Annotated in this window: 25 protein-coding genes; 4 read left to right on the top strand and 21 right to left on the bottom strand. The window is 50.1% G+C overall.

What is annotated here, in order from left to right; all coding sequences use genetic code 11:
* Positions 1-45: 45 nt before the first annotated feature.
* The 6 genes from B2U90_RS05360 to B2U90_RS05335 form a co-directional block, all read right to left on the bottom strand.
* Positions 46-618 carry a histidine phosphatase family protein gene (locus B2U90_RS05360; protein WP_075581316.1) on the bottom strand — a complete coding sequence of 191 codons (573 nt, stop codon included), beginning with the start codon at positions 616-618 and terminating at the stop codon, positions 46-48.
* 98 nt (positions 619-716) lie between these two features.
* Complete coding sequence (locus tag B2U90_RS05355) at positions 717-1,091, bottom strand: desulfoferrodoxin family protein (RefSeq protein ID WP_200817493.1); 375 nt, start codon at positions 1,089-1,091, stop codon at positions 717-719.
* A gap of 136 nt (positions 1,092-1,227) precedes the next feature.
* Positions 1,228-2,394 (bottom strand): SAM-dependent methyltransferase, encoded by a 1,167-nt coding sequence (locus B2U90_RS05350; protein WP_075581318.1) that lies wholly within the window; start codon positions 2,392-2,394, stop codon positions 1,228-1,230.
* A 42-nt stretch (positions 2,395-2,436) separates the two neighbouring features.
* Complete coding sequence (locus tag B2U90_RS05345; protein ID WP_059075396.1) at positions 2,437-3,276, bottom strand: bifunctional 5,10-methylenetetrahydrofolate dehydrogenase/5,10-methenyltetrahydrofolate cyclohydrolase; 840 nt, start codon at positions 3,274-3,276, stop codon at positions 2,437-2,439.
* A gap of 14 nt (positions 3,277-3,290) precedes the next feature.
* Positions 3,291-5,267 carry a penicillin-binding protein gene (locus tag B2U90_RS05340; protein ID WP_113855628.1) on the bottom strand — a complete coding sequence of 659 codons (1,977 nt, stop codon included), beginning with the start codon at positions 5,265-5,267 and terminating at the stop codon, positions 3,291-3,293.
* Positions 5,264-6,691: a CCA tRNA nucleotidyltransferase gene (locus B2U90_RS05335; protein ID WP_292017293.1), complete on the bottom strand. Its 1,428-nt coding sequence runs from the start codon at positions 6,689-6,691 to the stop codon at positions 5,264-5,266. Before B2U90_RS05335 ends, B2U90_RS05340 begins: the two co-directional genes overlap by 4 nt.
* A 226-nt stretch (positions 6,692-6,917) precedes the next feature.
* Here B2U90_RS05335 and B2U90_RS05330 point away from each other — a divergent pair, with 226 nt between their 5' ends.
* The 3 genes from B2U90_RS05330 to B2U90_RS05320 all read left to right on the top strand — a co-directional run bounded on the left by B2U90_RS05330 (position 6,918) and on the right by B2U90_RS05320 (position 10,995).
* On the top strand, positions 6,918-8,180 hold the full coding sequence (locus tag B2U90_RS05330) for a M20 metallopeptidase family protein (protein WP_292017292.1): 1,263 nt from the start codon (positions 6,918-6,920) through the stop codon (positions 8,178-8,180).
* A gap of 139 nt (positions 8,181-8,319) precedes the next feature.
* A complete protein-coding gene (locus B2U90_RS05325) occupies positions 8,320-9,660 on the top strand; it encodes a DUF3100 domain-containing protein (RefSeq protein WP_292017291.1) in 1,341 nt (446 codons plus the stop codon).
* Between the two features lie 21 nt (positions 9,661-9,681).
* Positions 9,682-10,995, top strand: a complete 1,314-nt coding sequence (locus B2U90_RS05320) for an amidohydrolase (protein ID WP_113855626.1) — start codon at positions 9,682-9,684, stop codon at positions 10,993-10,995.
* A gap of 110 nt (positions 10,996-11,105) precedes the next feature.
* Here B2U90_RS05320 and B2U90_RS05315 read toward each other — a convergent pair whose 3' ends face one another.
* The 9 genes from B2U90_RS05315 to B2U90_RS05275 form a co-directional block, all read right to left on the bottom strand.
* The gene (locus B2U90_RS05315; RefSeq protein WP_292017290.1) at positions 11,106-11,534 is read right to left on the bottom strand and encodes a YbjN domain-containing protein; all 429 of its coding nucleotides are present in this window, start codon (positions 11,532-11,534) and stop codon (positions 11,106-11,108) included.
* A gap of 27 nt (positions 11,535-11,561) precedes the next feature.
* A complete protein-coding gene (locus B2U90_RS05310; RefSeq protein WP_292017289.1) occupies positions 11,562-12,782 on the bottom strand; it encodes a multidrug effflux MFS transporter in 1,221 nt (406 codons plus the stop codon).
* The gene (locus B2U90_RS05305) at positions 12,783-13,463 is read right to left on the bottom strand and encodes an HAD family hydrolase (RefSeq protein ID WP_075581323.1); all 681 of its coding nucleotides are present in this window, start codon (positions 13,461-13,463) and stop codon (positions 12,783-12,785) included. It lies immediately after the preceding gene.
* A gap of 89 nt (positions 13,464-13,552) precedes the next feature.
* Entirely contained in the window at positions 13,553-13,915 is a 363-nt protein-coding gene (locus B2U90_RS05300) for a VOC family protein (protein WP_075581324.1), read from the bottom strand.
* Positions 13,916-13,927: 12 nt separating this feature from the next.
* On the bottom strand, positions 13,928-14,407 hold the full coding sequence (locus tag B2U90_RS05295; protein ID WP_292017288.1) for a YbaK/EbsC family protein: 480 nt from the start codon (positions 14,405-14,407) through the stop codon (positions 13,928-13,930).
* 95 nt (positions 14,408-14,502) lie between these two features.
* Positions 14,503-17,550: an AAA family ATPase gene (locus B2U90_RS05290; protein WP_292017287.1), complete on the bottom strand. Its 3,048-nt coding sequence runs from the start codon at positions 17,548-17,550 to the stop codon at positions 14,503-14,505.
* Positions 17,547-18,698 carry an exonuclease SbcCD subunit D gene (locus B2U90_RS05285; RefSeq protein ID WP_113855620.1) on the bottom strand — a complete coding sequence of 384 codons (1,152 nt, stop codon included), beginning with the start codon at positions 18,696-18,698 and terminating at the stop codon, positions 17,547-17,549. Before B2U90_RS05285 ends, B2U90_RS05290 begins: the two co-directional genes overlap by 4 nt.
* Before the next feature lie 11 nt (positions 18,699-18,709).
* Positions 18,710-19,543 (bottom strand): deoxyribonuclease IV, encoded by an 834-nt coding sequence (locus B2U90_RS05280; protein WP_075581328.1) that lies wholly within the window; start codon positions 19,541-19,543, stop codon positions 18,710-18,712.
* Positions 19,544-19,614: 71 nt separating this feature from the next.
* On the bottom strand, positions 19,615-20,052 hold the full coding sequence (locus B2U90_RS05275) for a Fur family transcriptional regulator (RefSeq protein WP_059075409.1): 438 nt from the start codon (positions 20,050-20,052) through the stop codon (positions 19,615-19,617).
* Positions 20,053-20,288: 236 nt separating this feature from the next.
* On the opposite strand from B2U90_RS05275, the gene B2U90_RS05270 reads away from it, so the two are divergent.
* Entirely contained in the window at positions 20,289-22,454 is a 2,166-nt protein-coding gene (locus B2U90_RS05270) for a Tex family protein (RefSeq protein WP_292017286.1), read from the top strand.
* 58 nt (positions 22,455-22,512) lie between these two features.
* Here the strand turns inward: B2U90_RS05270 and B2U90_RS05265 are convergent, their stop codons facing one another.
* From B2U90_RS05265 to B2U90_RS05240, 6 genes are all read right to left on the bottom strand, one after another.
* Positions 22,513-23,508 carry an NADH:flavin oxidoreductase gene (locus B2U90_RS05265; protein WP_292017285.1) on the bottom strand — a complete coding sequence of 332 codons (996 nt, stop codon included), beginning with the start codon at positions 23,506-23,508 and terminating at the stop codon, positions 22,513-22,515.
* A 207-nt stretch (positions 23,509-23,715) separates the two neighbouring features.
* Entirely contained in the window at positions 23,716-24,282 is a 567-nt protein-coding gene (gene folE / locus B2U90_RS05260; protein ID WP_200817444.1) for a GTP cyclohydrolase I FolE, read from the bottom strand.
* 4 nt (positions 24,283-24,286) lie between these two features.
* The gene (queE, locus tag B2U90_RS05255) at positions 24,287-24,943 is read right to left on the bottom strand and encodes a putative 7-carboxy-7-deazaguanine synthase QueE (RefSeq protein WP_113855616.1); all 657 of its coding nucleotides are present in this window, start codon (positions 24,941-24,943) and stop codon (positions 24,287-24,289) included.
* Between the two features lies 1 nt (position 24,944).
* Positions 24,945-25,364: a 6-carboxytetrahydropterin synthase QueD gene (gene queD, locus B2U90_RS05250; protein ID WP_075581332.1), complete on the bottom strand. Its 420-nt coding sequence runs from the start codon at positions 25,362-25,364 to the stop codon at positions 24,945-24,947.
* A 158-nt stretch (positions 25,365-25,522) separates the two neighbouring features.
* Entirely contained in the window at positions 25,523-25,798 is a 276-nt protein-coding gene (locus tag B2U90_RS05245; RefSeq protein WP_059075415.1) for a GNAT family N-acetyltransferase, read from the bottom strand.
* 97 nt (positions 25,799-25,895) lie between these two features.
* On the bottom strand, positions 25,896-26,717 hold the full coding sequence (locus B2U90_RS05240; protein ID WP_292017284.1) for a MerR family transcriptional regulator: 822 nt from the start codon (positions 26,715-26,717) through the stop codon (positions 25,896-25,898).
* Between the last annotated feature and the right edge of the window lie 136 nt (positions 26,718-26,853).

Here is a 26,853-nt window from a genome sequence, read left to right as displayed (position 1 = left end):
CAGTGATAGTATTTTACCATGAAAGGCCAGTTCTGTCAAATTCCGTTACAGCCGGATTTCTACGATCTGACCGTTGCGGATAGTCGCGCTTTTCCGGAACCGTTTCATATAGTCACGGGGAGAAAGATCCGGTTCCTGCATGACCAAAAGGAGGTTGCGCATAAACTGGGCATGGCTGAAAACGACGATGAACGACTCGGGACGGCCGCGAAGCCGGTCTATGGTCTGGTGGATACGCTGCAGGAGATGCTTGTATGATTCGGCATCGTCGCCGTCCACATAGTCTGGATCCAGATGACGCCAGTAGGCAATGACCCGGGGCCGGCGCTGGGCCGATGTCGTACCGGTACAGGTGCGGGGTGACAGATAGACAAATTCATGGACACAATCCCACGTTTCTACAGGTACATCGGGATAGAGCCGCATGAGCGGAGCTGCCGTCTGCCGGGCCCTCAGGTAAGGGGATGTAATGATAAGCTTCGGTTTGGGGATAATAATGCTGACAGCCCGGGCCTGCTCTTCCCCCAGAGAGGAAAGCGGTATCGTACGATGATCCCGGGTTGCTTCACCCGCATTAGCAGCACTTTCTCCATGACGGACAAACCATATTTTTTTCAAGCCCTTTCCCTCCTAAAAAAACAGGGGCTGCCCCGTAAGACAGCCCCACCTGTTACATAACGCCAGAGACTTCCGCCTCAGGCTCGTGCCTATACTTTCTAAATATCAGCCTTCCATAAGCCATGAAGGTTGCAGTATGCATATACAGTACCCTTATCCACGGCATGGAAATCAGCTTTGGGAGCTTCACCCGGTTTCAGGTACTTAAAGGTCAATTTGCCATCGCATTCCAGGGCAATCCATTCGATGTAATGGTTGTCCAGCATGGGATGTTCTATCGAACCTACGGTCACCTGCAGCATAGCCCCTTCTTTAGCAATTGCCGGTGTATGCTTTTCAGCCGATGCATCTACGGTATTTGCCACAAGATGGGTCATCGGCTGGCCGCAACAGACGAGATTCTTGCCACCGCCGTTTTTGATGACGGCAATGATATTGCCGCATAATTCACATTTATAAAATTCTACTGCCATGTTCATACCTCCTTCTAGAAAAAAGCTTTGTTGACATGAAAAAGTAAATCATACTATTAGTATAGCATACTCAGTTCCCCTTTGTCTCCTGCCATATAGAGGATTGAACAAAATACATTAAAATTTATATTCCAGATTAATACCAGCGTGTCATAGGCAGATCGTTGTTCGTCCCTTTGGTAAAGAGCAGCTGATGGACGTCGATATAGCCGATATAAAATGCTACGGCACAACCACAGAGGTATAAGTCCCACATGCGGACGAATTCCATTCCCTTATCGGCAGCTACCTGGTCACGTACCTTCTGGAAATTGTGATACCAACAGCTTAGAGTGCGATAATAATGACGGCGCAGACTTTCCACATCGAGGATCTGGAAATCGCCATCATAAGCCAGCTTCAGGATTTCATAGACTGTCGGCAGTGTGCCGCCGGGGAAGATATACTTGCGCATCCAGGGATTGCTGTTTTTTTCGTCCCGGCCATCAATATAATGGAGAAGGAACAGTCCGCCCGGCTTCAAAATCTGATTGGCAATGGACATATAGCGTTCGTACTGGGAACGGCCTACGTGTTCCAGCATACCGACGCTGACCAGCCGGTCATATTTCAGTCTCTTTTTGGGCAGATCCCGGTAATCCATAAGGTCAATATGGATCTGTCCTTCCAGTCCCAGTTTTTTGATGCGTTCCTGCCCCATGGCCCATTGTTCGTGACTCAGGGTGCAGCCATAACCGGTTACGCCGTATTTTTTGGCTGCTTCTATGAGCAGGAAGCCCCAGCCACAGCCGATATCGAGGAGACTCATGCCCTTTTCCAGATGGAGTTTGGATAAAATATAATCTACTTTATTGCGCTGTGCCTGTTCCAGCGTGTCGTCATCATGTTTGAAATAGGCACAGGAATAGCTCAGGGTCGGATCCAGCCAGAGTTTGTAGAAATCATTCCCCAGGTCGTAATGAGAGCATACTTCTTCGCGCTGTGTCGATTTATCTTCTGACGGATAAAGAAGATTGTTGACAGCTGACCGGTCCAGGGAAAACTGGTCGATTTGTTCGAGAATGCATTTTAAGACGACGAACAAATCTCCTTCCACTTCGATATCGCCTTTCATATAGGCTTCGCCCAATGCCAGCGAGGTAGACGTAAGGAGTTCTTTTTTAGGAATATCCTTATGCACCAATACGCGGAACAGGGGTTTGCCCGTCCCTATGGTATAGGTATGGCCGTGCAGTACTACTTCAAAGCAGTACTTGTCAAACCGTTGCAGGTAATAAATGAGGAAATTATCCATAATATGCATGACTAAACACCTTCCATTCTCATCATATTATTTATAATAAACCTAGTCCGTCCATGCACCCCGGCAGACTACGTTTTCCAAAACCATCATAGTCGTAACGGCACCTACGCCACCCGGCACGGGTGTCAGTGCCCCTGCAACCTGGGAAACGCCTTCGAAATCTACATCGCCGACAGTCTTGCCATCGACGCGGTTGATTCCTACGTCAATGACGACAGCTCCCGGTTTGACCATATCGGCCGTTATGAGTCCCGGCGCCCCGGCGGCACTGATCAGAATATCCGCCCGCCGTGCCGCGGCTTTCAGATCATGGGTGCGCGTATGGCAATGAGTAACGGTCGCATTGCGGTTCAGGCAGAGCTGGGCCAGTGGTTTGCCGACGACATTGCTCCGGCCAATGATAACGACATCCTTCCCCGTCAGTGAAATGTGATAATAATCCAGAATGGCCATAACGGCACGTGGCGTACACGGTACAAATCCGGACCTCCCGGAAAACAGGCGGGCAATATTCGTATCGGTCAGTCCATCTACGTCTTTATCGGGACTGATGCAGTTGATGATCCGTGAAGCGTTGAGATGATGCGGCAGGGGCATCATCATGAGAATGCCAAAAATATGTTTCTGCTCATTGAAATGTTCGAGCATGGAAATGATGTCCCGTTCGCTTACCGATTCGGACAAACGGTAAATTTCAGCGGATAATCCGACGTTGCGGGCTACGCGCTGCATCGAAGAGGCATACATCGCCGAGGGCTTATCCTGACCGGCCAGGACGATAGCCAGTTCTGGACGGATATGTTGTTCCTGGAAATCGTAAATTTTGCTCTCTACCCTCTCACGATGAAAGGCTGCTACAGCCTTCCCATCTAACAATAACACAAAAACTCCCCCTTTTAACGCAGGAATGTCACGTGGACATCATCGCCATCCCTGACATATGTACCTGCTTTCGGACTCTGATATACGGCGCGTCCGGCTCCGTTCGGCACAAAGCCAAGCCCGGCTTTGTCCAGCCAGTCATTGACTTCCCGGTTATCCCAGCCAATGAAAGATGGCATGAGGATGCCGTCGTCACTGCGGTGAATTTCCGGCATATGGCGCCGCTGCCCCTTCTCTTCTTGTTTTCGACGTGGCAGCAGATTTTCCTGCCCATGAGATGGACGAATTCCCTTAAATCGTACAATTTCTTCCATAATCTCTTTGAATACAGGTGCCGCTACCTGGGCGCCATAATAGACGCCTGATGGATTATCGACGACGATGAGGACGACAAACTGCGGATCTTCCAACGGCCCAAAGCCGACAAAGGAGCCAATATACTGTCCTTCCGCATAGCCGGTTCCCTCGGCGTTGAGCCTCTGAGCCGTCCCTGTCTTACCGCAGAAATCATACCCGGCAATGTGGGCATTCTGTCCGCCGCCGGAAGAAATTTCTTCTGCCATGATTTTACTGATGGTCTTGCTTACGTCGGCCGAGACAGGCTGACCGACTTCTGTCGGTTCGGCCTTTTTATAAATGGAACCATCGGGATTATCGATTTCTTTGATTACATAGGGCTTCATCATATGACCGCCATTGGCAATAGCCCCGAAAGCCTGGACCATCTGGAGCGGCGTCACGGCATTGCCCTGGCCGATGCCCATAATCGCTTCATCGACACGGCTCATAGAAGAAGCATCAAACAGGATGCCGGCCCCTTCGCCGGGCAGTTCGATTCCCGTCGGCTGGCCGAAGCCAAAACGCCGGGCATATTCCGTTTCTATGCGGCCGCCCATCTGCATGCCAATATATGCCATGCCGGTATTAATGGAAAATTTCAATATTTCCTTAATGGTGACATTGCCCATGCCGGCATCATCCCAGTTGTGGATGGTCCGGTCATCGACGTCGATATATCCTACGTCATGGTATACGCGGTTGACATCCCATTTCCCCGAATCGAGGGCAGAAGCTGCCATAATCGGCTTAAAGGTCGAGCCCGGTTCATACAAATTGACCACGGCCCGGTTCTTATACGCTTCCGCATTACCCTTACCGTATTCGTTGGGATCGAAATTCGGACGGCTTCCCATCGCCAGGATTTCTCCTGTCTTGGGATTCATGACGATGATGGCGGCCCCTGACGGATGATTGCGCTGCATGATGCCGTCCAGCCCTTTTTCCACGACATATTGAATCGTGCTGTCTATGGTCAGCTGGACCGACCGTTCCTGGTCTGGCAGTATCTTTTCCAGCGCCGATTCGAGAATAGGAACGTTATTACGGTCTGTCGTAATATGGAACTTCTGCACATCCCCTTTTATTTCTTTGTCCAGCACCATTTCAATGCCATCCAGCCCCTGGTCGTTTTCTCCTACAAATCCGATGAGTTGGGCCGCCATTTTGCCATTGGGATAGTACCGGTGGTTTTCATCATTAAACCGCAGCCCCTGCAGCTTTTCATCTTTTATCACCTGCTGCAGTGCTTCATAGTGGTCATGATCCATCGTCCGTTCCAGCCAGACAAAGGCCGTATCCCGCTGGAGCCGCTCCTGTATCTCGCTTTCCTTTATTTTCAGATATGGGGCGAGAATATGGGCCATTTCACTGGGACTTCGGTTGATCATAGTAGGATCGGCATACAGCGACTTTGCCATTTCGCTGATAGCCAATACCCGGCCATCACGGTCCAGAATCGTACCGCGCGGAGATTGAATTTTCCGGCTTTCTTCCGTCTGGGCGTCGGCCCGGCGGGACAGGCTGGGTCCCTTCACGACCTGCAGCCAGAACAACCGGCCAAAAACGACGGCACATACAGTAAACATGACGACGATGCATGCAGCAATACGCCGTTTCATGAATTGTTGTCTTTTTTTATCCTCTGTATTCATTGAGTTTCAGCCTCTTCATGGCGTTTCAGCCATTTTTCTGCCGCATCGAGCAGCGCAGCCGGGTCATTTTCCAGCTGTTTATTCTGGACGCGTTTCAGGAGATTGCGCAGGCAGTCCCCCGTACGGCGGCCACATGCATCAGGCAGGCGGCGGTCGTAATGCAGGTCTTTCGTACTGACGGGCATTTCCCGCGCCAGTTCTTCCATAAAGGCACCAAATGATTCGGTACCGCTCGTATCGGTATGTTCATGGCCGCATCCCCAGATATCGCCGACAGCCAGAGCCGTCGCCTGGCGGATGGCTTTTGCCATTTCTTCACTGCGCCGGAACGGGCCATATAATGCCTCCCGGCGCAGCCATTTATTGATATCCCCTTCGCCCGTATTGGCAAAATAATGGAATTTCATATGCGTCCGGACCAGCCAGGCTATGCGCCGGACAAAGGCCGGGTTCTTATGCCACCGGGTCAGGATATCCGCAGCCATTTCGGCGCCTTTGTCATCGTGCCCATAATCGGTCAGACGGCCTTTGTGTACGCCACGGATTCCCGGCAGTCCCTTCGCCACATCATGAAACAGCGCAGCATAGCGGATAACCGGATCAGCCGGCGTATGGGCGACGACGGCCAGGGTATGGAACCAGGCATCAAACGCATGAAACGGCAGCGACTGTGGTGTATCCGGCAGATGGGCCAGTTCCGGCAGAATGGGGATTTCGTGGTAGATGCCATTTTCTTTCTGCCGGCAGCTGCACTGACCGAGGCCGCTGCGGACGAGGACATCAAGACCTTTATAAGCAACCGGCGTTACCATGAGCCGGTCAATTTCAGACACGACCCGTTCCAGCGACAATCCCCGTACACGGTCGTATGCCGCCGGCATAGCACGCAGCAGCTCTTTTACCGGCAGGAAATCAAGCTGTCCCGTAAACCGGCAAGCCCGGAACAGGCGCAGGGCATCTTCACTGAACCGGCGCCGCGGGTCGCCTACGGTAACCAGACGTTTCTTACGGATATCTTTTTGACCACCTGTATAATCATAAATATGGCCTTCGTCATCCATAGCCAGGGCATTGACGGTAAAATCGCGGCGCATCACATCTTCACGAAGCGTGGAAGCGTACCAGACTGTTTCTGGCCGGTGACTGTCCGTTCCATACCGTTCTCCCCGGAATGTAGCCGTCTCGATAGTCAGTCCATCGACGACCAGGACGACGATGCCAAAGGCTTCTCCGTTGATTTCTACGGTGTGCCAGTGTTCTTTTTCTGCTATGGCACGGATTTCCTCCGGCCTCGCCGATGTCGTCACATCATAGTCATGAGGCTGCCGCTTCATCAACAGGTCCCGCACAGCCCCGCCTACGATATACGCTTCAAAACCGGCATCACGAAAAGCACGCAGAACGCGCCGTACAATTGGATTCAACAGCTACACCCCATTTCCTACAACAGAAGAATTCCAGTTCATTTCCCGGCTTATAAATCTGTAATATATTATCAGAATACTTAATTATACTATGATATGCCTGAAAATTACAAGGTTATCCCAGACCGCATTGCAGGTCCATTATAAGGAAATCTCATGCTCCGTCTTGTATTACTGTTTAAATATGCTATAATGTAGAAAAATTATACTGCAAGGAGGTTATTCCATGTCTCTGGATATAAAAAAATTAGTAGAAACGCAATTCCCCCTGCTCGTCGAAATCCGTCGCCACTGTCATGAATACCCGGAACTTTCCTGGCAGGAAACGAAGACTCTGGCATATATAAAAGAAAAACTGAGCGGCTGGCATATTCCCTCCCAGTCCATTGAAAAAGGAGGAATCGCCGCCATCCTGGAAAGCGGACAGCCGGGACCCACCTTGCTGCTCCGCGCCGATATTGATGCCCTGCCCGTACAGGAAGGAGCAATGAATCTTTCTCAAAAAAGGACATGTATCTCCCAGATTCCCGGTGTCATGCATGCCTGCGGTCATGATGGTCACATCGCCATGCTGCTGGTAGCGGCAAAGATATTGCATGAATGTAAAGATACCTGGTCCGGCACCATCATTTGCCTGTTCGAACAAGGAGAAGAAGACTCACACGCTATGGAATACATCGTTCCCTGGCTGGAAACAAAGAGCGGTTATCACATCGATGGATGCTACGCCACTCATCTGCGCTGGGATATCCCGACGGGTAAAATCGCCATCTGTCCCGATGCCCCCATGGCGGGAGGGTTCCGTTTCGATATTACCATTCACGGACAGGGAGGTCACGGATCCCGTCCGGACCTGTGCCACAGTCCCATCGACTGCTTTTCCGCCTTTAATCAGGAATTACAGGGACTGCGCCTGCGCGCTGTCCCGCCACGCCAGTGCCTGGCCGTCTCTATCGGCAGCCTCCACAGCGGTGAATTGCAGAATGTCGTCCCCCAGGAGCTGACCTTTGGCGGTACCTGCCGTTATTTTGATTACGATAAAGCTGGCAAACCCTTTTATGATGAATTTTATCATCTCCTGGACCACACCTGTGCCAGCTACCATTGCAGCTGGACCAGCGGTCCCGTACCCAAACCGTTATATGAGGTCCACAACGACAAAACCTGCGCGGCCCTGGCAGAAAAAGCCATAACGGCCTCCCTGGGAAATGATATACTGACAACGTGCGAACCGTGGATGGCATCGGAAACATTCGCTATCCTCACCCGGCTCTATCCGGGAGTCCTCACCTTTACAGGCATTGCTAACCCGTCAAAAGGTACTGGTGGCAATCATCATACACCGGAATTCGACCTCGATGAAGACGCTCTCGTCTACGGCACAACGGCCTGTATATCCTATGCACTGGCATTTTTAAAAGAAAACCCACAAACATCATTCATCCGCACGAATGAACCGTTAGATATACTGGCCGCGCGGAATGTATGACATGCATGCTGTCTATCGTAAAAATACAATTGCATTCTGGTACATTATATTGTAGAATAATGGCGGTTGCAACAAGGCAGCCGTTATTATTTATATATATGTTTTCATGTTTTTATCTTATGTTTTAGGAGGCACTAAATTGGACCTTATTAAAAACTGGAAAATCCATGTGTTTGCCTTGCTGCTCGTCATCGTGGCAGAATTTATCGGCATCCAGAAACATGGACTCGTCATCTTCCTGCCAATGCTCTATGCACTGGTACTGGGCGGTATCATTTCCTATCCATCCTTCCACATCCTGAATGAAAAACAGATGACCCGTGCAGGCAATCTCATGGGCATCACCATGCTCTTCCTGATTGCCAAAATCGGTCTGGGCATCGGCCCGAACCTTCATCTGCTCCTGAATTCCGGTCTGGCCCTGATCATGCAGGAATTCGGCCATTTCTTCGGCACATTGATTTTCGGCCTTCCTACGGCTATTTTATTGAAAATGGGCCGGGAAGCCATCGGTGCCTGCTACTCCATCGACCGGGAAGCCAATGTGGCTATCATCGCCGAAAAATTCGGCATCTTCTCCCCTGAAGGCCGTGGCGTCATGGGTATGTACATCTGCGGAACTCTCTTTGGGGCACTCTGGATTTCCATTCTCGCCGGCATCGTATCCCGCACGGGAATCTTCCATCCCTATGCGCTTGCCATGGGCGGCGGCATCGGTTCAGCCAGCATGATGGCCGCCTCTGTTGGTTCCATCGTCGCCGTATTTCCCGATGAAGTACAGAAAATCACTGCCTTTGCCGGGGCTGCCAACCTCATGACATCGGTCATCGGGATTTATTTCTCTCTGTTCATTTCCCTGCCAGTCACCATCAAAGTATATGAACTCGTTACAGGCCGAAAACGGAAAGATGAAGTAACCGAAGAAGAACAGGCCAATGCCAAGACAAAAGAAACGATGGCACAGAATGAAGAAGCCGTCGCAGCAGACATCAAAAAAGAAGAAACGGAAGAACAGGAAGCAAAAAAAGGATCTACCCTGGGCGATGACCTGCTCATCCTCTTCATCACCGGCGTCCTCACCCTCGTAGCTAACTTCGTCGGTTTCAAAGTCAATCCTCTCGACGACTGGCTCGGTATCCTGATCATCATTGCCATCTGCTTTGTCGGCATCCTCATCGCCCACGTCCCGGTACTGAACAAGCTGCCCAATGTATTCTGGGTCTCCATTGTCGCCGTCGTCATTTCTATTCCTGGCATCCCCGGTGCCGAATGGATTACGACCATCACCAAGAATGTCAACTTCCTGGCAGCCTGCACGCCTATCCTGGCGTATGGCGGTCTGTCCCTCGGTAAAGATATCCCCGCATTCAAGAGACTGTCCTGGCGCATCGTCCCCGTTGCCCTGATGGTATCGTCGGGCACATTTATCTGCGCGACGATTATGGCAGAAATCATGCTCCATCTTGAAGGTGTCATTTAGGTTTAAAAAGGAGGCTTTACTATGACCAAAGAAGAATTAAAACAGAAAGTCTGCGATGCCATTGATAAACGCGCCGAAGATATCATGTCTTTCGGAACGTCTGTATTCGATGAACCTGAACTGGGTTACAAAGAAACAAAGACATCAGCCAAAGTCCAGGAAGCCATGGATAAACTGGGTATTCCTTATACGACAGGCTGGGCCATCACCGGTGTCAAAGGCCGGCTGAAGGGCAAAAACTCCAAGCGTACTGTCGCCGTCATGGGGGAACTCGATTCTATCGTCTGCCGCCGCCATCCGTCAGCCGATCCAGTAACCGGCGCGGCTCACTGCTGCGGTCATTTCATCCAGATTTCCGATATGCTCGGCGTCGCCATGGCGCTGAAAGATGCCGGAGCCATGGATTATCTCGGTGGCGATGTCGTCTTCTTTGCCGTGCCGAGTGAAGAATGTATTGAAATCGAATACCGCAAGAAGCTCATGGATGAAGGGAAAATCCATTTCTTCGGCGGCAAGCAGGAAATCATTCTTCAGGGCGGATTCGATGATATAGATGCCGCCATGGAAATGCATGCCTACTCGACGGATGACCCGGAAGGCAACATTATCCTCAACGGCGGCATGAGCGGTTTCATCACCAAACTCATTGAATACCACGGCAAGGCAGCGCACGCAGCCGGACAGCCTCATCTGGGTATCAATGCACTCAATGCCTGCATGCTGGGCATCATGGGCGTCAATGCCCTGAGAGAAACATTCCAGGAAAAAGACCACGTCCGCTTCCATCCGATTATCACCTCCGGCGGCGATCTGGTCAACGTCGTGCCCGATCTGGTACGCATGGAAAGCTACGTCCGCGCCGCATCGGCCGACGCCATGAAATTCTACAACGACCGCATCAACCGCGCCCTTCGTGCCGGTGCCGACGCCATCGGTGCTACCTGTGAAATCAAGGATATGCCGGGTTACCTTCCCATGGAACAGGATAAAGCTCTGGGCAAAATCTGCGAAGCCAACGCCGACGCTATTTTCGGCAAGGACCACGTCGATACGAACCCGCCGTTCAATGCCGGCAGTACCGATGTCGGCGATATCTGCAACCTCATGCCCTGTATCCACCCTCATGTAGGCTGTGTCCACGGAGCCCTTCACAGTGCCGAATTTGAACTGTTCCAGAAACAGGCCGCGTATATCAAGACGACCAAAGTAATGGCAATGACCGTCATCGACCTTCTCTATGACAACGCTGCTGGCCTGGAAGACATCCTGAAAGACTATAAGCCACGCATGACAAAAGAACAATATCTGGCATATATGGATTCACTCCGCAGCTGAGATAAAAGATGTTTGATGTTTGATGTTTGATGTTTGACGTTTGATGTTAAAAAGGGAATGCCCCATGAAAACGTAGGTTATCATGGGGCATTCCTTTTTCTATTTCACTGTTATACTTTTTCCAGAATACTGGTCAGGTTATCATTCAGATAGGGATAGGCGACCTGACGAATCATGGCATCGACGAGCTGCGGATCAAAGGCATCATCGGTAGCAGGCAGACAGATATCGAGCACGATATCGCCGTTATCCGATATGTAGAATTTGAATACTTTGTATTCTTTGTTACCCTGATTGATGAAATCATAAATGGCAGCCTTATTCCCATCATTGACGACTCCGGTTGCGACGAAAATGCGCAGCATGACATAGATACTGTCGTCAATGAGTACCAGGAACGGCAGCCGTTGGCCTTTGACTTCAATACCCGATTGGAAAGCAACGGAATGGCGTTCGTCGTCTTTCATTTCGTTCACGGTAAAGGCTTTGGGATCCACCTTGTCGATATAGACTTTAAATTTTTCTGCTTTTGTATTCATGTTATCACCTCAAACAACTTGATACATTTATTGTATCACATCTTTTGTATCTCTTCTATTCTTATGGCTTGGATAAATAAAGAGATAAAACGATACGAGAGCCCCTATTTCTCCTATAGCCATGACAATGCCCATGGGGATTGCCGTATAGCTGCCGGCGATTCCTACGACAGGAGCCATGACTGCCCCGGAAATCATGGAGAAAAAGCCGATGAGTGCCGCAGCGCTGCCGGCATTTTTTCCCTGTGCCTGCATAGCCATAGAAAAGCTGCTAGTCGATAAGGAGGCCAGTGTCGCCACCGTGAAGAAAAGAATGACCAGAATAGCATAGACAGACCAGTGCAGGAAGAATCCTGTCAGCAGGGCCATACTGCCTACCACCGCCACCAATAGGACAAAGCGCAGCATCTTCCAGTCGGGAATGCGACCGGCCAGCCGTCCTGTCAGGCCGCCGCTGATCATGAGACCGATACCATTGATGCCGAAAATCAGACTGAATGTCTGAGGCGTCACATCATAGATATTCTGGAAAACGAAAGAAGAAGCCGATATATATCCGAAAAACGCCGCGAAGGCAAAACACTGCATGACACAGTGTCCCATAAAATACGTATCGCGGAATAACTTGCCGAAGCTCCGGACGCCTGCCAGCGGTCCGCCATGGATCCGCTTACGGATGGGAAGCGTTTCCGGCATGAAGAGAGCACAGACTGCCAGCGCCAGGCCAATGATGACGAGCAGCCAGAATATGCCGCGCCAGCTGGAAAACCGTAAAACCTGTCCGCCTATGACCGGAGCCAGGATAGGGGCGATGCCATTGACCAGCATGAGCATGGAAAAGAGCCGGGTCAGAGCCGTTCCACGGCAGACATCACGGGCAATGGCCCGGGCAATGACGATGCCGGCACCGCCGGCAAACCCCTGGATAAACCGGGATACTAAGAGCAGCCAGATTGTCGGAGAGAAAATACAGGCGACGGACGAAAGGGAAAAAACGGCCATGCCCAGAAACAGAGGCTTCCGCCGCCCTGCATCGTCGCTGACAGGACCGGCTATGATCTGACCGGCAGCCATGCCGGCCATGGACGCCGTCAGCGTCAGCTGTATCATAGATGGTACGACACCGAAATCGGCCATCATGGCCGGAAGTCCCGGCAAGTACATATCTGTTGAAAGTGGGGCAATGGCTGCCAGCATCCCCAGAAATACGGTCAGCCCTATCATCAGATGTTGACGTTGTTCACTCATTTAGTTCGCACTCTCTTTCCACACAGGCAGATTCTGAATCAGCGGCGGCACGTCTGCCAGTGTCTGGCAGGTATGCCAGGCCGTTGCAGCCACAGCTGGTTCCACACGGACCAGATCGGGTACCCAGATAGACGGGATATGAGCTGCCGCCGCGGCTTTCAGGCCATTTCCCGAGTCTTCAAGGACAAGAGCCCGCTCCGGTCGTACGCCCAGAGTCCGGCAGACTGCCAGGAAAATATCCGGGGCGGGTTTACTGTGAGCCATGGCATCACCGCTCTGGATATGGCAGAAATAGGACTCCAATCCGGCTTTATGAAGCAGCAGCCGTACCGTTTCTTCTGCAGAGGAAGAAGCGACTGCGCAGCGGATACCTTCCTGTCGCGCGTAATCCAGGCATTCCTGCAGGCCCGGTTCTGCCGGGGCACCCTTTTCATGATAGATTGCCAGCTGCATGGCCTTCTTCTCATCGTGGAATGCATCATAGGGAAAGTCCGCCCCATAGGTCTGCAAAAATATTTCTTTTATTTTCGCATTATTCATGCCAAATATGGTATCAAAAAATGAATCCTCCATATCTATACCATATTTACGGCCAATGGCCCGCCAGCACGGTACGGAAATCCGCTCCGTATCGAACATAAGACCATCCATATCAAAAATAAAAAGCTCCGGTCTATACATCTTATTCCCCTTTCATAAACGCTAACAACCTCTGGCTGCTGCCAGAGGTTGTCTTTCTCGCTGTCGCATTCGATTATCCTGTTACGTTTTTAGCGTACAGGGATGACTTCCAGCCAGTATCCGTCCGGATCGGCAATGAAGTAAATCCCCATGGCCTTATTTTCAAAGACGATACAGCCCATGTCTTCATGTTTCTTATGAGCCGCATCAAAATCCTGTACCCGGAACGCCGTATGGAATTCATTTTCACCCAGATTATACGGTTCTTTCCGGTCTTTGAGCCAGGTCAGTTCCAACTGGAAATCACTGGCATCGTTGCCGACATAGACAATGGTGAAGTTAGGATTTTCGATGCGCCGTTGTTCTACCAGTCCCAGGGCTTCTTTATAAAATTTCAGGCTTCTGTCCAAATCGAGAACATTGAAATTAGTATGAGCAAATTTAAATGTCATGATATTCCCTCCTTACGCTTCTTCCCAGCCTTTACCTACATTGACCCAGCCTTTGGCATGAGAGTAGGTTTCTAATTCCGGCAGTGTCAGTTCGATGGCACTATTTCCGGTACCACAGGCGGGAAATACCGTCTGGAACCGTTTCAATGATTCATCCAGATATACATCTATACCGGGATTGACGGCAAAGGGACACACACCGCCGACGGGATGGCCGATGAGACGTTCTACGTCATCGTGTTTGACCATAGACGCCTTGCGGTGAAATGTGTCTTTGAATTTGCGGTTGTCTACCCGGGCATCGCCGGCAAAAATAACGAGAAACGCCGAATCATCGTCGCCATAAAACGACATGGATTTGGCAATACGTTTCCATTCCGTGTGCAGGGCTGCTGCGGCCAGATCGACAGTAGCACTTGATTCATGTAATACCTGCACCCGGTCTTCCATACCATATTGTGCAAAATAAGCCTTTACTTTTTCTAATGACATTGTATAAATCCCCCATCCCCCAATAACGGCTAAATACTACCTCTTTTGCGGATATAAAGAATTATATACCAAAAGAGTCTGCCATTCAAGATAGTCTAGAGGAGTTCAAAGGAGGCAACACTGCCGCAATCGGTCTTTTTGACAGCCAGGCGGGTATCAATGCGTTCCCGCAGTTCACCTACGTGGGAGATAATCCCTACCAGGCGTCCGCCCTGACGTAGTTCCAATAGCGCTTTCAGGGCAAAATCAAGCGTTTCCGGGTCCAGCGTCCCGAATCCTTCGTCGATGAAGATGGTATCCAGGTGAATGCCCCCGGAATAAGCCTGCACTACGTCGGCCAGCCCCAGTGCCAGAGACAGGGAGGCCAGAAAGGTTTCTCCGCCGGACAGCGTATTGGCCGGACGGGTATATCCCGTATAGGCATCGAAGACTTCAATATCGAGGCCGATCTGACGCACCCGGCGGTCATCCCAAGAGTGGGACCGCTGCAGTTCATAGCGGTTGCGGCTCATTTTCTGCAGCCGCTGATTCGCCGCCTGGAGCACTTCATCGAGGAGCGCTCCTAAGACGTACCGTTCAAAATTAATTCCCGTCGTCCTGCCGCTGATAAGATCATAGAGAGCTCCCACTGTCTTATAGTGTTCACTCAGCTCAGTCTGTTCCTTGTGCCAGGCATCAATCTGACTGGCACAGTTCGTAAGCTGGCGGAGTTCTGCAGCCAGTGCGGCCTGCTGCCGGGACAAGTCCTGGCAGGCCTGATTCAAAGCATCCAGCTTCTTGCGGTATGTTTCCATATCCGGTTTTGTCTTGCCCTGAATCATCTTTTCTTCCTGCAGGACCTGTCCCCGTGTCTGCTGGAGAGATGCTCCATAGGAAGTCAGTTTTTCTTTTAACGGTTCAATCTGCTGCAACTCTTTCTGCAGAGCCCGGCATTCATTCATATCACGGAATCCGCACTGACCAGCCTGTGCCTTTAATTCTTCCAGCGCTTTCTTATATTTCTGGCGCAGCTCATCCCGTTGGGCTTCTTTCATCCGGGCCTGTCCGCTCCAGTGGGCCTTTTCCTGTTCCTGCTTTTGTCTGGCCGCATTCCAGTCTTTTTCTTTCTTTTCAAAGGCAGCGAGCTGCTGACGGAGAGTCTGTATTTTCCCTTTCAACACAGTAGGATTGCGATATTCTTCAGGAAGTGTCCGTTCTGCTCTGGCCAGGGCTTCTTCCGCCTTCGTCCGGTACAGCCGTGCTTCCTCATAATCCTTGCGGGCCTGTTCTGTCACTGCCGTCTGCTGCGTCACCGTTTTTTCTTTCTCTTCCAGCTGTTGTGCAAGCTGCCGTGCCTGTTCGATTTCTTTCAGAAGAACAGCTTCTTCTGCAGCCGACTGTTCTGCCCGGCGGAACCAGTCGGCACTCGTCCCGTCTTCGGGATACTGCTGCCGCAGCAATTCATACTGGCGTTGCTGTTCCTGCGCCTGCGCAGACAGGACCTGTTCGTCCTGTTCCGCCTGCTGGCGCTGCTGTTCGCTTGCTTCCGCCCGTTTCCGGCAGCGTTCGACATCGGCCTTTTCCGGGAAATCAGCTGGTTTGACTGCCAGTTTGGGGTGGGATACGGCCCCGCATACGGGGCAGACATCTCCATCGTGCAGATTTTCCGCTAGGACAAAGGCCTGCCCCTGAAGGAACATGGCACTCACGGCGTCAAAATCCGTTTTGTCCTGAACGGCCTTCTGCAATACGTTTTTCAGTTGGCTGGCAGCTGCTTCTTGTTTCTTTGCCGTATCCTGCCAGTTGTTCTTCAGATTCTCTATCTGTTTTTCCTGATTGGCACGGAGCTTCCACTGTTTAGTCCTTGCCCTTACCTTTTCATACTCGCCTTCCCGGCCCGACAGGGCATCCCGTGTCTTGCGGACCATATCCAATTTTTTCTGAGCCATTTCCCGTGTCTGGTCGGCTGTATGCCATGCCTTTTCACAAGCCGCTGCCTGCAGGGACGCTTTATGCTGTTCTTCTTTCAATGCGGCATACGAATCGGCTTCTGTCACGAGATTTTCCAGGCGGATGGCTTCCGCTTTATCTGTTTCACATTGATCATGACCGGCCTTCATATCCTCTTCCTGCCCATTGAGCCGTTTCAGTTCTGTATCAGCAGCCGTCGCCTTTGTCTGAAGCGTTTCCCATTCTTTCGAAGCCTCTACGCCCTGCTTCTGGATATCATCGAGAGTACGGCAGGGTTCACTGAGCAGGCGGGCTTTTTCCAATAAATCCAGCTTCTTTTCTTCCGCGGCCATAGTCTCTTTTTGCGTTTCAAGCTGCTGCAGCCGTACCTTGGCATCTTCCCATGCTTTCCAGTGGCTGGCAACAGCCTCGGCCTGCTGGACTTCCTTCTGGAAATCATCGCGCTGGCGGACAGCCCGGCCAGATTTTTCCTTTGCTTCCCCTGCCTGCGCTGTTTTATCTGCAATGGTCTGCATCAGTATTGCTTCATCAGCGGCTCCCGTCAGTGACAAATATTGCTCAATCTTTTTCTTCAGGTCTTCATAGGCATGGCTGACATCATCATGCATGGTTTTGGCCAGTGCCTGCAGCCGGTCATAGCGCTGGGTATGGAACAGCACCTGCATGATGCGCTGCCGGTCTGATGAATTGGCCAGGAGCAATTTCCGGAAATCCCCCTGGGGCAGGAGGACGACCTGACGGAACTGGTCCGATTTAAATCCCAGGAGTTTTTCAATTTTCTGGGAGACATTCTTACTGGTCACCAATATGTCCCCATCCGGTGTATTCAGCTCGTAAAGGGCAGCTTTCATAGATACATGCCGCGTACCCGTTCCTCTTTTTTTCGCGATTTCCTGGTCCGGGCTCCGTTCGACGCGATATAATTTTTGTCCAATCGTAAAGGTAAACGCTACCTGCGTCACTTCTTCTGGTGTCGCATATTCACTGCGCATATGCGCTCCGTTGCGTCCTTCTGTACCGCCACTCAGTTCTCCGTACAGGGCATAACACATGGCATCAAGAATCGTCGTTTTCCCTGAGCCAGTCGGTCCGTAAATGAGAAACAACTGCCGGTCTCCCAGAAGGCGGAAGTCGATGACCTGCCGGCCTGCATACGGGCCAAAGGCAGTCATATCCAGATAAACGGGCTTCATAAAATCCCTCCTCCTTCTTCTTTGCGCAATGCGTCCCAAAGCTGATGCAGACAGTCTGTTTCCTTTTCCGACAAAGGCTGTTCCGGCCTCATAGCACCGGCAAAACTGGAAAAGAGTTCTTCTTCTGTCGTCCCGCGGATATTGAAATCCCGGTCACCGGCATGGTCTGAAATACGGCGCCGCGGGGCCTCCAGTGCCATGGCATTAGGATATTTCTTGCGCAGTCTGGCCATGCCATCGAGGACCGGTTCGGTGTCATCGATACGTGCCAATACATAATCACCGGTCCGGTCATCTTCTCGTTCCATAATATCGTGGAATGAACCTTTCAGAATACGCACATCATGGCGTGGCGTAAAGGAAATAAACCGGCTGCTGACCTGTCCATTATCAGCCAGGTCGACGAGGACAGCCCCTTTTTTTTGTGTTGCTTCGCTAAAGGAATACTTAAGCAGGCTCCCGGCATACCGCACCTCCGGCCGTCCCACCTGCTGCGGCCCGTGAAGATGCCCCAGTGCGGTATACTGGAAGCGGTCAAAAACTGCACTGTCGATCATATCGGTACCACCGATAGAAAGAGGCCGTTCGGAATCGCTGCTTACCCCGCCAGAGGCAAAGACATGACTGACGCAGACAGCCCGCATGTCATCACATCCTCTGGACTGAAATGCACAGAGTGCTTCCAATGCCTTTTGATGATCGTGGATGGTTTCATCACTCAGAAAATGGCGGACATCAGCCGGTTCGGCATAGGGAAGCAGCACAAAGGCAACTGGTCCCGCATCATCGCGGAGGATGACCGGCCCCGTCAGCTTGTCCAGATCACCAGCAATATACAGTCCCTGCCGGGCCAGAAGGGCACTGCCAAAGGAAAGGCGGGACGCACTATCATGATTGCCGCTGATGACCAGAAAAGGAATATGAAGTTCCGCCGTCACCTTTGTCGCAATTTCATCAAACAATTCCACAGCAGCAGCCGGCGGCAGGCTGCGGTCATAGACATCCCCGGAAAGGACGACGGCCTCTATGCCTTCGTCTTTCAGCAGTGGCAGAAATTGTTCTTTTAGCACGTATTCCTGTTCATCCGTCAGATAATCGCCATAAAACATCTTTCCCAGGTGCCAGTCCGCCGTATGTAAAATGCGCATGTCGTCACCTCTTATTCCTTGTACAAACTTCGCAGAAGTGAAATTTCATGAGCATATCCCGGCAGTTCATTCGGTGTTTCCAGATAAAAGGGGAGCTGCCGTAATGCCGGATGATTGATAATTTGCGTAAACGCTTCGATGCCGATATGGCCTTCACCAATCTTTTCATGGCGGTCTTTATGGCTTCCCAGTTCATTTTTACTGTCATTGATATGGATGGCTTTCAGTCTGGACAGGCCAATACGCGTATCAAACTGAGTCAGCACGTCATCGAGATGATGAACGATATCATATCCGCCGTCAAAGACATGGCAGGTATCGAGGCAGACCCCGATGTTGTCCTGCAGTTCCACCTTTTCAATGATAGCGGCAATTTCCTCAAAATTGCGGCCTACTTCTGTCCCCTTGCCGGCCATCGTTTCCAGCAGGACCGTCGTTTTCTGGCCTTTGAACATGCACGTATTGAGCATATCAGCAATAAAATCTATTCCTGTTTCCGCCCCCTGTCCGACGTGACTGCCCGGATGGAAGTTGTAGCGGCAATGATCGAGGTATTCCAGACGGCGCAGGTCATCAGCCATAGCTTCTCTGGCAAAAATCCGCGTCTTTTCCGTCTTCGAACAGCCATTCAGCGTATACGGTGCATGAGCCAGTATAGGAGCAAAATGATGCTCCGCCATCAGCCGGTTCAACGCTGCCATATCGTCCGTATCGAGAGGCCGGACGCTGCCGCCGCGGGGATTGCGTGTAAAAAACTGAAATGTATCGGCACCGATCGACAGGGCTTCTTCACCCATATGCAGGAATCCCTGGGAAACAGATAAATGACATCCTATATGAAGCATAGCCTTTTCTCCTTTTATACAAAAACAGGCTGCAACGAAACCAATTCGTCCCAGCCTGCCTGCTTATCCTATTAATTTTCTTTTTCGTTCTGGCATCCCGTTTCTTCATTCTGGCATTCTGCACAAATTCCCGTAAAGGATACATTGACAGAATCTACCCGATAGCCCGTTTGTGTCTGAGCCAGATCAGCGAGCTTATCCCGTTCCACATCTACATCCATGACGCGGTTGCAGCGGGTGCAGCGGATATGGGCATGGGGCTTGGTGTTAAAATCATAGCGGTGCGCATCTTCTTCGCACTGCAGCACCTGTACGACACCGATTTTTGCAAAAATTTCCATCGTTTTATATACCGTCGCCAGACTCATGAACGGATATTTGGGCTGTAATTCTTTATAAATGGCTTCTGCATTGGGATGTGTCGTATTATTGTTGACTACTTCATACACGGCCAGACGCTGTGGCGTGACTTTATAGCCGTTTTCCCGTAATACTGCAGCAATATCCATAGACATAATCCTCCTTTCTCCATTAACAAGGATTTTTCACCTGTGAATGCTATTAAATGAGTATGATTTTTAAATTGCGCTTCTACTATATTGTAACCGTTATTTGTTGAAATGGCAATACAAAGATTCTAAATAATACGAAAAATATACATTATATTCGCCCCTTTGTCAAATCAGACGTTGACGGAACAGCTATTTCCACTCATAATATAGTACTAGGAAGAAAGGAGACCGGCATGAATGAAGAAATGATTATCCATCAGATAGCTTCTGACCTGCATATCCGCCCGGGACAGGTCCGGACCGCATTAGACCTGTTGGCCAGTGGCAATACCATCCCGTTTATCGCCCGGTACCGCAAAGAGGCAACGGGGACCCTGGATGAACAACAGCTGCGCCAGATAAAGGAACAGTATGAATACGAAGAAACACTCAGCAACCGCAAGGACACGGTACGCCAATCCATCATGGATCAGGGATTATGGAGCAATGAAATCAAAAGCCAGCTGGAAAAAGCCCGGCTGTTACAGGATGTAGAAGATATATATCTGCCCTTTAAGCCTAAAAAGCGTACGAAAGCATCGATGGCCCGCGACGCAGGCCTGACACCTCTGGCTGATTTATTCTGGAATCAGGATATACACGGGCCAGCTCCGGAAAAAGCAGCAGAAGCTTATCTGACCAAAGATGTGCCTACCGTAGAGGATGCCATCCAGGGCGCTGCTAATATTATTGCCGAACGCTGCTCCGAACTCGCCCCATACCGCCGTTTTTTACGTAACGCCTTCTGGCATGACGGCAAACTCACCTGCTCGCTGCAGGAAGAAGAGGAAAAATCACGGATTTATCTCGCCTATAGAGATTTTCACGAAGCCATCCGGCGCCTGCCCAGTCATCGTATCCTGGCTATTAACCGCGGGGAAAACCAGAAAGCGCTGAAAGTCAATCTGGAAGTCCGTACCGACGCATATATCAGCCGGTTGTGCCAGATGATCATCAAAGGCCCCTCTCCATATAAAGATATACTGGAAAGCGCCGCCACCGACAGCTATAAACGTCTCATCTGTCCCCAGATAGAACGGGAAATCCGCAATGAACTCACAGAAAAGGCAGAAAAACAGGCTATTCAGGTCTTTGCCTCTAATCTGCGCAGTCTGCTCCTGCAGCCTCCTTTTACCGGTCAGACCATTCTCGGTCTCGATCCGGGGTACCGCACAGGCTGCAAAGCTGCTGTCATCGACTCTACCGGTGCCGTGCTGGCCTACGGGACCTATCACCTTACGGGCTCGGAAAAACAGCGTCATGAAAGCGCCGATGCTCTGACCCACATGATCAGGGAGCACGAAGTTACCCTCATTTCCATCGGTAACGGAACGGCCTCATATGAGACGGAACAGTTCGTTTCCCGCTTAATCCATGAACAGCATTTGAAATGCCGCTATCTCATTGCCAACGAAGCCGGCGCCTCGGTTTATTCGGCATCGGAACTGGCCCGGGAGGAATTACCGGATCTGGATGTCACGATACGCGGAGCCGTTTCCATCGCCCGCCGTATCCAGGACCCGCTGGCAGAATCGGTCAAAATCGACCCCCAGTCCATCGGTGTCGGCCAGTATCAGCATGATGTCAATCAAAAATCCCTGACGGCAGCACTGGATGCAGTCGTCGAATCGGTTGTCAATTATGTCGGCGTCGATCTCAATACTGCTTCATCTGCTCTGTTGCAGCACGTATCGGGCCTGACCTCAGCTACGGCTGCAAACATCGTCACCTATCGCAATGAAAACGGCCCATTCCACAACCGCCAGGAACTGATGAATGTCAACCGGCTGGGTCCGGCGACATTTACCCAGTGTGCCGGATTTTTACGCATCAAAGACAGTACCCAGCCACTGGATAATACGTCTGTCCATCCGGAATCGTATGATCTGGCCGCTAAAATCGTGCGTCAGTACGGATTTACTCTGAAAGATCTGAAGAACCCGGCCCGCCTGCAGGATTTGCAGAGCCGTCTGCAAATGAACGCCGCCCCTAAACTGGCATCGGCCCTCAATGCCGGCGAACCAACAGTCCGTGACATATTGGAAGAATTGCGGAAACCCGGCCGGGATGTGCGCAGCGACTTCCCCAAACCGCTGACACGACGCCACGTCCTGTCCCTGGATGAACTGGAAATCGGTTCTATCGTGCGCGGTACGGTCCACAACGTCGTCGATTTCGGTGCCTTTGTCGATATCGGCCTTAAAACGCCCGGCCTCGTCCACCGGTCAGAATTATGCAATCATCCCTTCCATCACCCGACAGATATCGTACACGTCGGCGATATCGTAGACTGTATGATTCTTTCTGTAGATACAGAACGGAAACGCATTGCCTTATCCATTAAAAAAGCAACAATATAATATAGATAATATAACAGGCTGCCCTCATCGGACAGCCTGTCATGTTATCTATATTATACTATTTTCCTAATTCACGTTTCGGCCATTCCGCATCTTGTAATATGGCCCGGCCAACCCCGATCATATCAGCTGCTCCCGTGACAAGAAGGTCTTCTGCCTGTTCCACTGTCTGTACCCCGCCAGTCAGGATGACCGGTACGGAAACATGATGACGGATAGCGGAAGACATATCGCGGAAATAACCCGGTTCTGTATGATCCTGGCGGACAAAGAAATTCATGCCGCCTGATACATCAATCAGATCAACCCCAGCCGTTGCAAACAATTTAGCTGCTTCCACGGCATCATTGATTGTACTGCCGCCCGGCTGATAGTCACATCCGCCAAACCGGATAGCCAGCGGATACGCCGTACCGACGACCATACGGATAGCATGGATGACCTGCAAATGGAAATGAACACGTTTTTCCAGCGTGTCACAGCCATAGGCGTCGTTACGGTGGTTGGTAAGTGGTGAATAAAATTGGTTCAGCAGATATCCATGAGCCGCATGGATTTCCACGCCGTCATATCCGGCCGCTTTGGCTCTGCCGGCAGCGGCGGCATATTCTGCTACGAGTACCTGTATTTCTTCGACAGATAACTCCCGTGGCAGGACCTGGCTCTGTCTCTGACGGGGATGTAGTACAGGAGACGGGCCCACAGCCTGCTGCCGCGTCACAATGGGATCGGCAATAGAACCGGCATGATTAATCTGAGCAAACACACGCGTACTCCCTTCGCGGTGGATACACCGGGTCAGCTGCCGCAGGCCGCCAATATCACCATTGCGGGAAATGGAAATCTGATTCGGATCGGCTTTTCCTTGCTTATCAATGTACATATGCTCCGTAATGATCAGACCCAGATAGCCCTTTTCTGCCCGTTTCTGATAATACTTACATATTTCTTCATCAATGTAGCCATGAGAAGCAGCCCGGGTAGCCATAGGCGGCATGACGATACGGTTCGTCAGCGTAAGATGATGAATCGACAGCGGTTCTTTCCATTTCATTATCAATCACTCCTTACAAGCTAAAATTACATGTTATTTCGTAACCATTCTTTTCTTTTAGTATACCATTAAACACGACTATCCTATAGGAAATTTTTAGTCTTATTCCGGGAAAATTTCCTGTAGGAATCGTCTCTGGTTCACGTATACAAAAGAGAGGCCGCGGCAAACATAGCTTTTAATGCTCATTTGCCACTGCCTCATTTGTTATCGCAGGTAGAGTTGCAATGCCGGTTCTTCCTTGAAACGGCCCCGCAGTTCGACCGTACGCGTTTTCGCATCCGTTTTCTTGATTCCCCGGGCACTGACACAACTGTGCCGGCCTTCCAGGAGGACAGCAATATCCGTACTGCCTGTGATTTCTCCCAGAATATCGGCAATATCACGGCCCAGCCGTTCCTGAAGCTGCAGCCGCCGCCCGGCCATGTCACAGATGCGGGCAATCTTAGAAAGACCAATGACCTTGCCTTTGGGAATATAGGCAACGGTCGCTTTCATATCGTACATGAGGGCCATATGATGTTCACAGTACGAAAAAAGGTCAATATCTTTCATGACGACGACCTGATCGCTGCCTGCACTGGTCGTATCTTCTGCAAAGGTCTTATCCAGCATCTGTGCCAGTTCATGGTTCGTGTAATTCATGCCGTCAAAGACTTCCTGGTACATTTTGGCTACCCGTTTCGGCGTTTCCACCAGGCCCTCCCGGTCAGGATTTTCTCCGAGAGCAATGAGAATCCCCCGTACATGTTCTTCTATCGCTTTGGTATCAATCATATCAGACACCCCGTTTCTCTGGATCCCAGATAACCTTATGTATCTGGATTTGTAAACGCACATCGTTCATTTTATGTGTTTCCATGAAAGCAACCATATCGACCGGTTCAATCGAACCGAATACTGGACTGAGATACACATGGCATCGTTCTGTCAGCCTGTACTCTTGTATGACTTCCCACGCCCGCTGCAGGTCTTCCTGGCTGCCGCAGACAAACTTCACCGTATCCTGCTTTTCCAGGACAGAAAAATTCTCCACTTTCATAGCCCGTTCCCAGCCGCTGGAAGGCAATTTGTAATCCATCGTAAAGACAGGCCGCGCAGGCATACAGAATGGACGCAGGTCTACAGCGCCGTTCGTTTCAATTTCTACGCGGATTTTTGGCTGTGCCAGGAGTTTTTCTATTAATTCAGCGATTCCCTGAGACAGCAGCGGTTCCCCACCAGTGAGCGTAACATTATGCACGCCCGTAGACAGGACGTACTCCACGATTTCATCGGGTGTCAGTTCTTCATAGGGACAATCCGCTTCATAGGCCCATGACGTATCACAGTAACTGCAGCGGAGATTACATCCCTGAAAACGCACAAATACAGACAACTCACCTGCCCGGTTCCCTTCCCCGTTGATACTGATAAATTTCTCTGCTACCTTCATGTCAGCCTCCATAAGACGCACAATTATTAGGCGTTTCGTATACATCTACGCGGGAAACATCATATCCCTGCTGTTGCATCGTTTCATAAATATGGCGGGAAAACTCCTCTGCCGTCGGCCGGAAAGGCACTTCATGGAGACAGAAATCTTCTTCCTTCAAGGCGGCTACAGTCTTTTCCTTCAGAGACCCCGTTTCATATATCAGGCTATGGTCATAGAAATCACAAATATCTTTCAGACTCTTTTTCAAGTCAGAAAAATCCACTACCATACTGCGGCATTGTGCATCAGTCCGCAACTTGTCCGACCGGATTTCTACGATGACCCGCCAGCGGTGACCGTGCAGATTATGGCATTTTCCTGCATACCCTTTAAGAAAATGAGCCGCATCAAATGATTGTTCTGTCTTTAAATAATACATGGCTGTACTCCTATAAAAAAACAGCCCTGCCAAAGCAGAGCTGTCTCACACAAATAAACAGTCCTGGTTTTGTTTTACGACAGGATGGTACAAGCGAACTGTCGATATGGCTTAACGAACATTATTTTACACGTACTCCGCAGAGCTGTCAATAAAAATCAGGGAAGATATACGTCGCTGTAGTCTTTATGACGCATGAACCAGCGGGACGCATAGGAGCACGAAGCCTTGGTCTGATGCCCCGTACTGCGAATATAATCAGCCGCTGCCTGAACCAAACGGCCAGCCGCTCCCTGACCGCGCATACTATCATCGACTTCCGTATGGACGATGTCATAATCGCCCTGTTCGTCCTGGAAAAAATCAACTTCCCCGACGGTCTTTCCTTCTTCATTCTCTATCCAAATCTTATTGGGACTATACTGCAAATTCATGATACATCACCTCTAGTTCACAGTATATCAGATACACAGATTCTTGTCTGTTGGTTTTGCAACGTGTCCCTGTAAATGGTCTTCACATATTAAAGTATCATATTGTCATCGGATGCTCTATGCCCGGCGGAATTAAAATTTGTATTTCATAGGGACAACGGGTATATTCACATAAACTATTTTCATATTCATTAGCCAGAACCAATTTAGGTTTGCAATGTAAATGCCGGAAATATACTTTTGCTTCATAGGGATTACACTGTTCACATAAAATGTGAGAGGTCATGCAAAAATAGTCGCCTTCCGGGATTTCAATAACATGCTTGGAGGCTGTTTCAGGCTTATTATTTAAAAACATACCAATATGAGTCGGATTATTTTTACCTTCCAGGAAATCTGCATATGACAGAATCAGAGAAAACTGTCGTTTGTATACTTCATTTTTTAATTCACTTGAGTTTTTTATTTTATGCAGACGTATGTGATAGCTTTCTTTTGTCTCCCCTTCTTTTATTTTAGCTACGACCAGATAGCGTTTCGGTAAATGACTGATATGGCTTTTATTTTCCTTCTGGCTGCGGATAAAATAATCGTGATACCAGGTAATCATATCTATCGTATCATGCAACTGTTCAATCTGTTTTTGAAAGTCTTCCTTTTTTTGATCCAGCATAGTTACGAGCTTATCAATATCATTTCGCAGTAATATCGTACGTATTTCATCCAGAGAGAAGCCGAATTTCTGCAAATATTTAATGCGGTCGATAAAATGAAATTGTTCATATGTATAATACCGGTATCCTGTACGGGGGCTAATATATTCCGGTTCAAGCAGATTAATTTTAGCATAGTATCGTAAAGCTTGTACGGATACACCCATTATTTTGGACACTTCACCAATGGCGTAAAATTTTTTCATACGGAATCTCCTCGCATCTGACTAATATCGTAACTATATCATGGACTTTAAAATTGGTCAAATGCAAAAAAACAAGCTGGAATATCTGATGACGGACAGCGAATTGAATATAGTATATAAGCCACTCATAAAATTT

Source organism: Megasphaera sp. UBA4233 (genome assembly GCF_002395615.1).
Classification (GTDB): domain Bacteria; phylum Bacillota; class Negativicutes; order Veillonellales; family Megasphaeraceae; genus Megasphaera; species Megasphaera hexanoica.
This window is presented reverse-complemented; position numbering and strand designations above follow the sequence as displayed.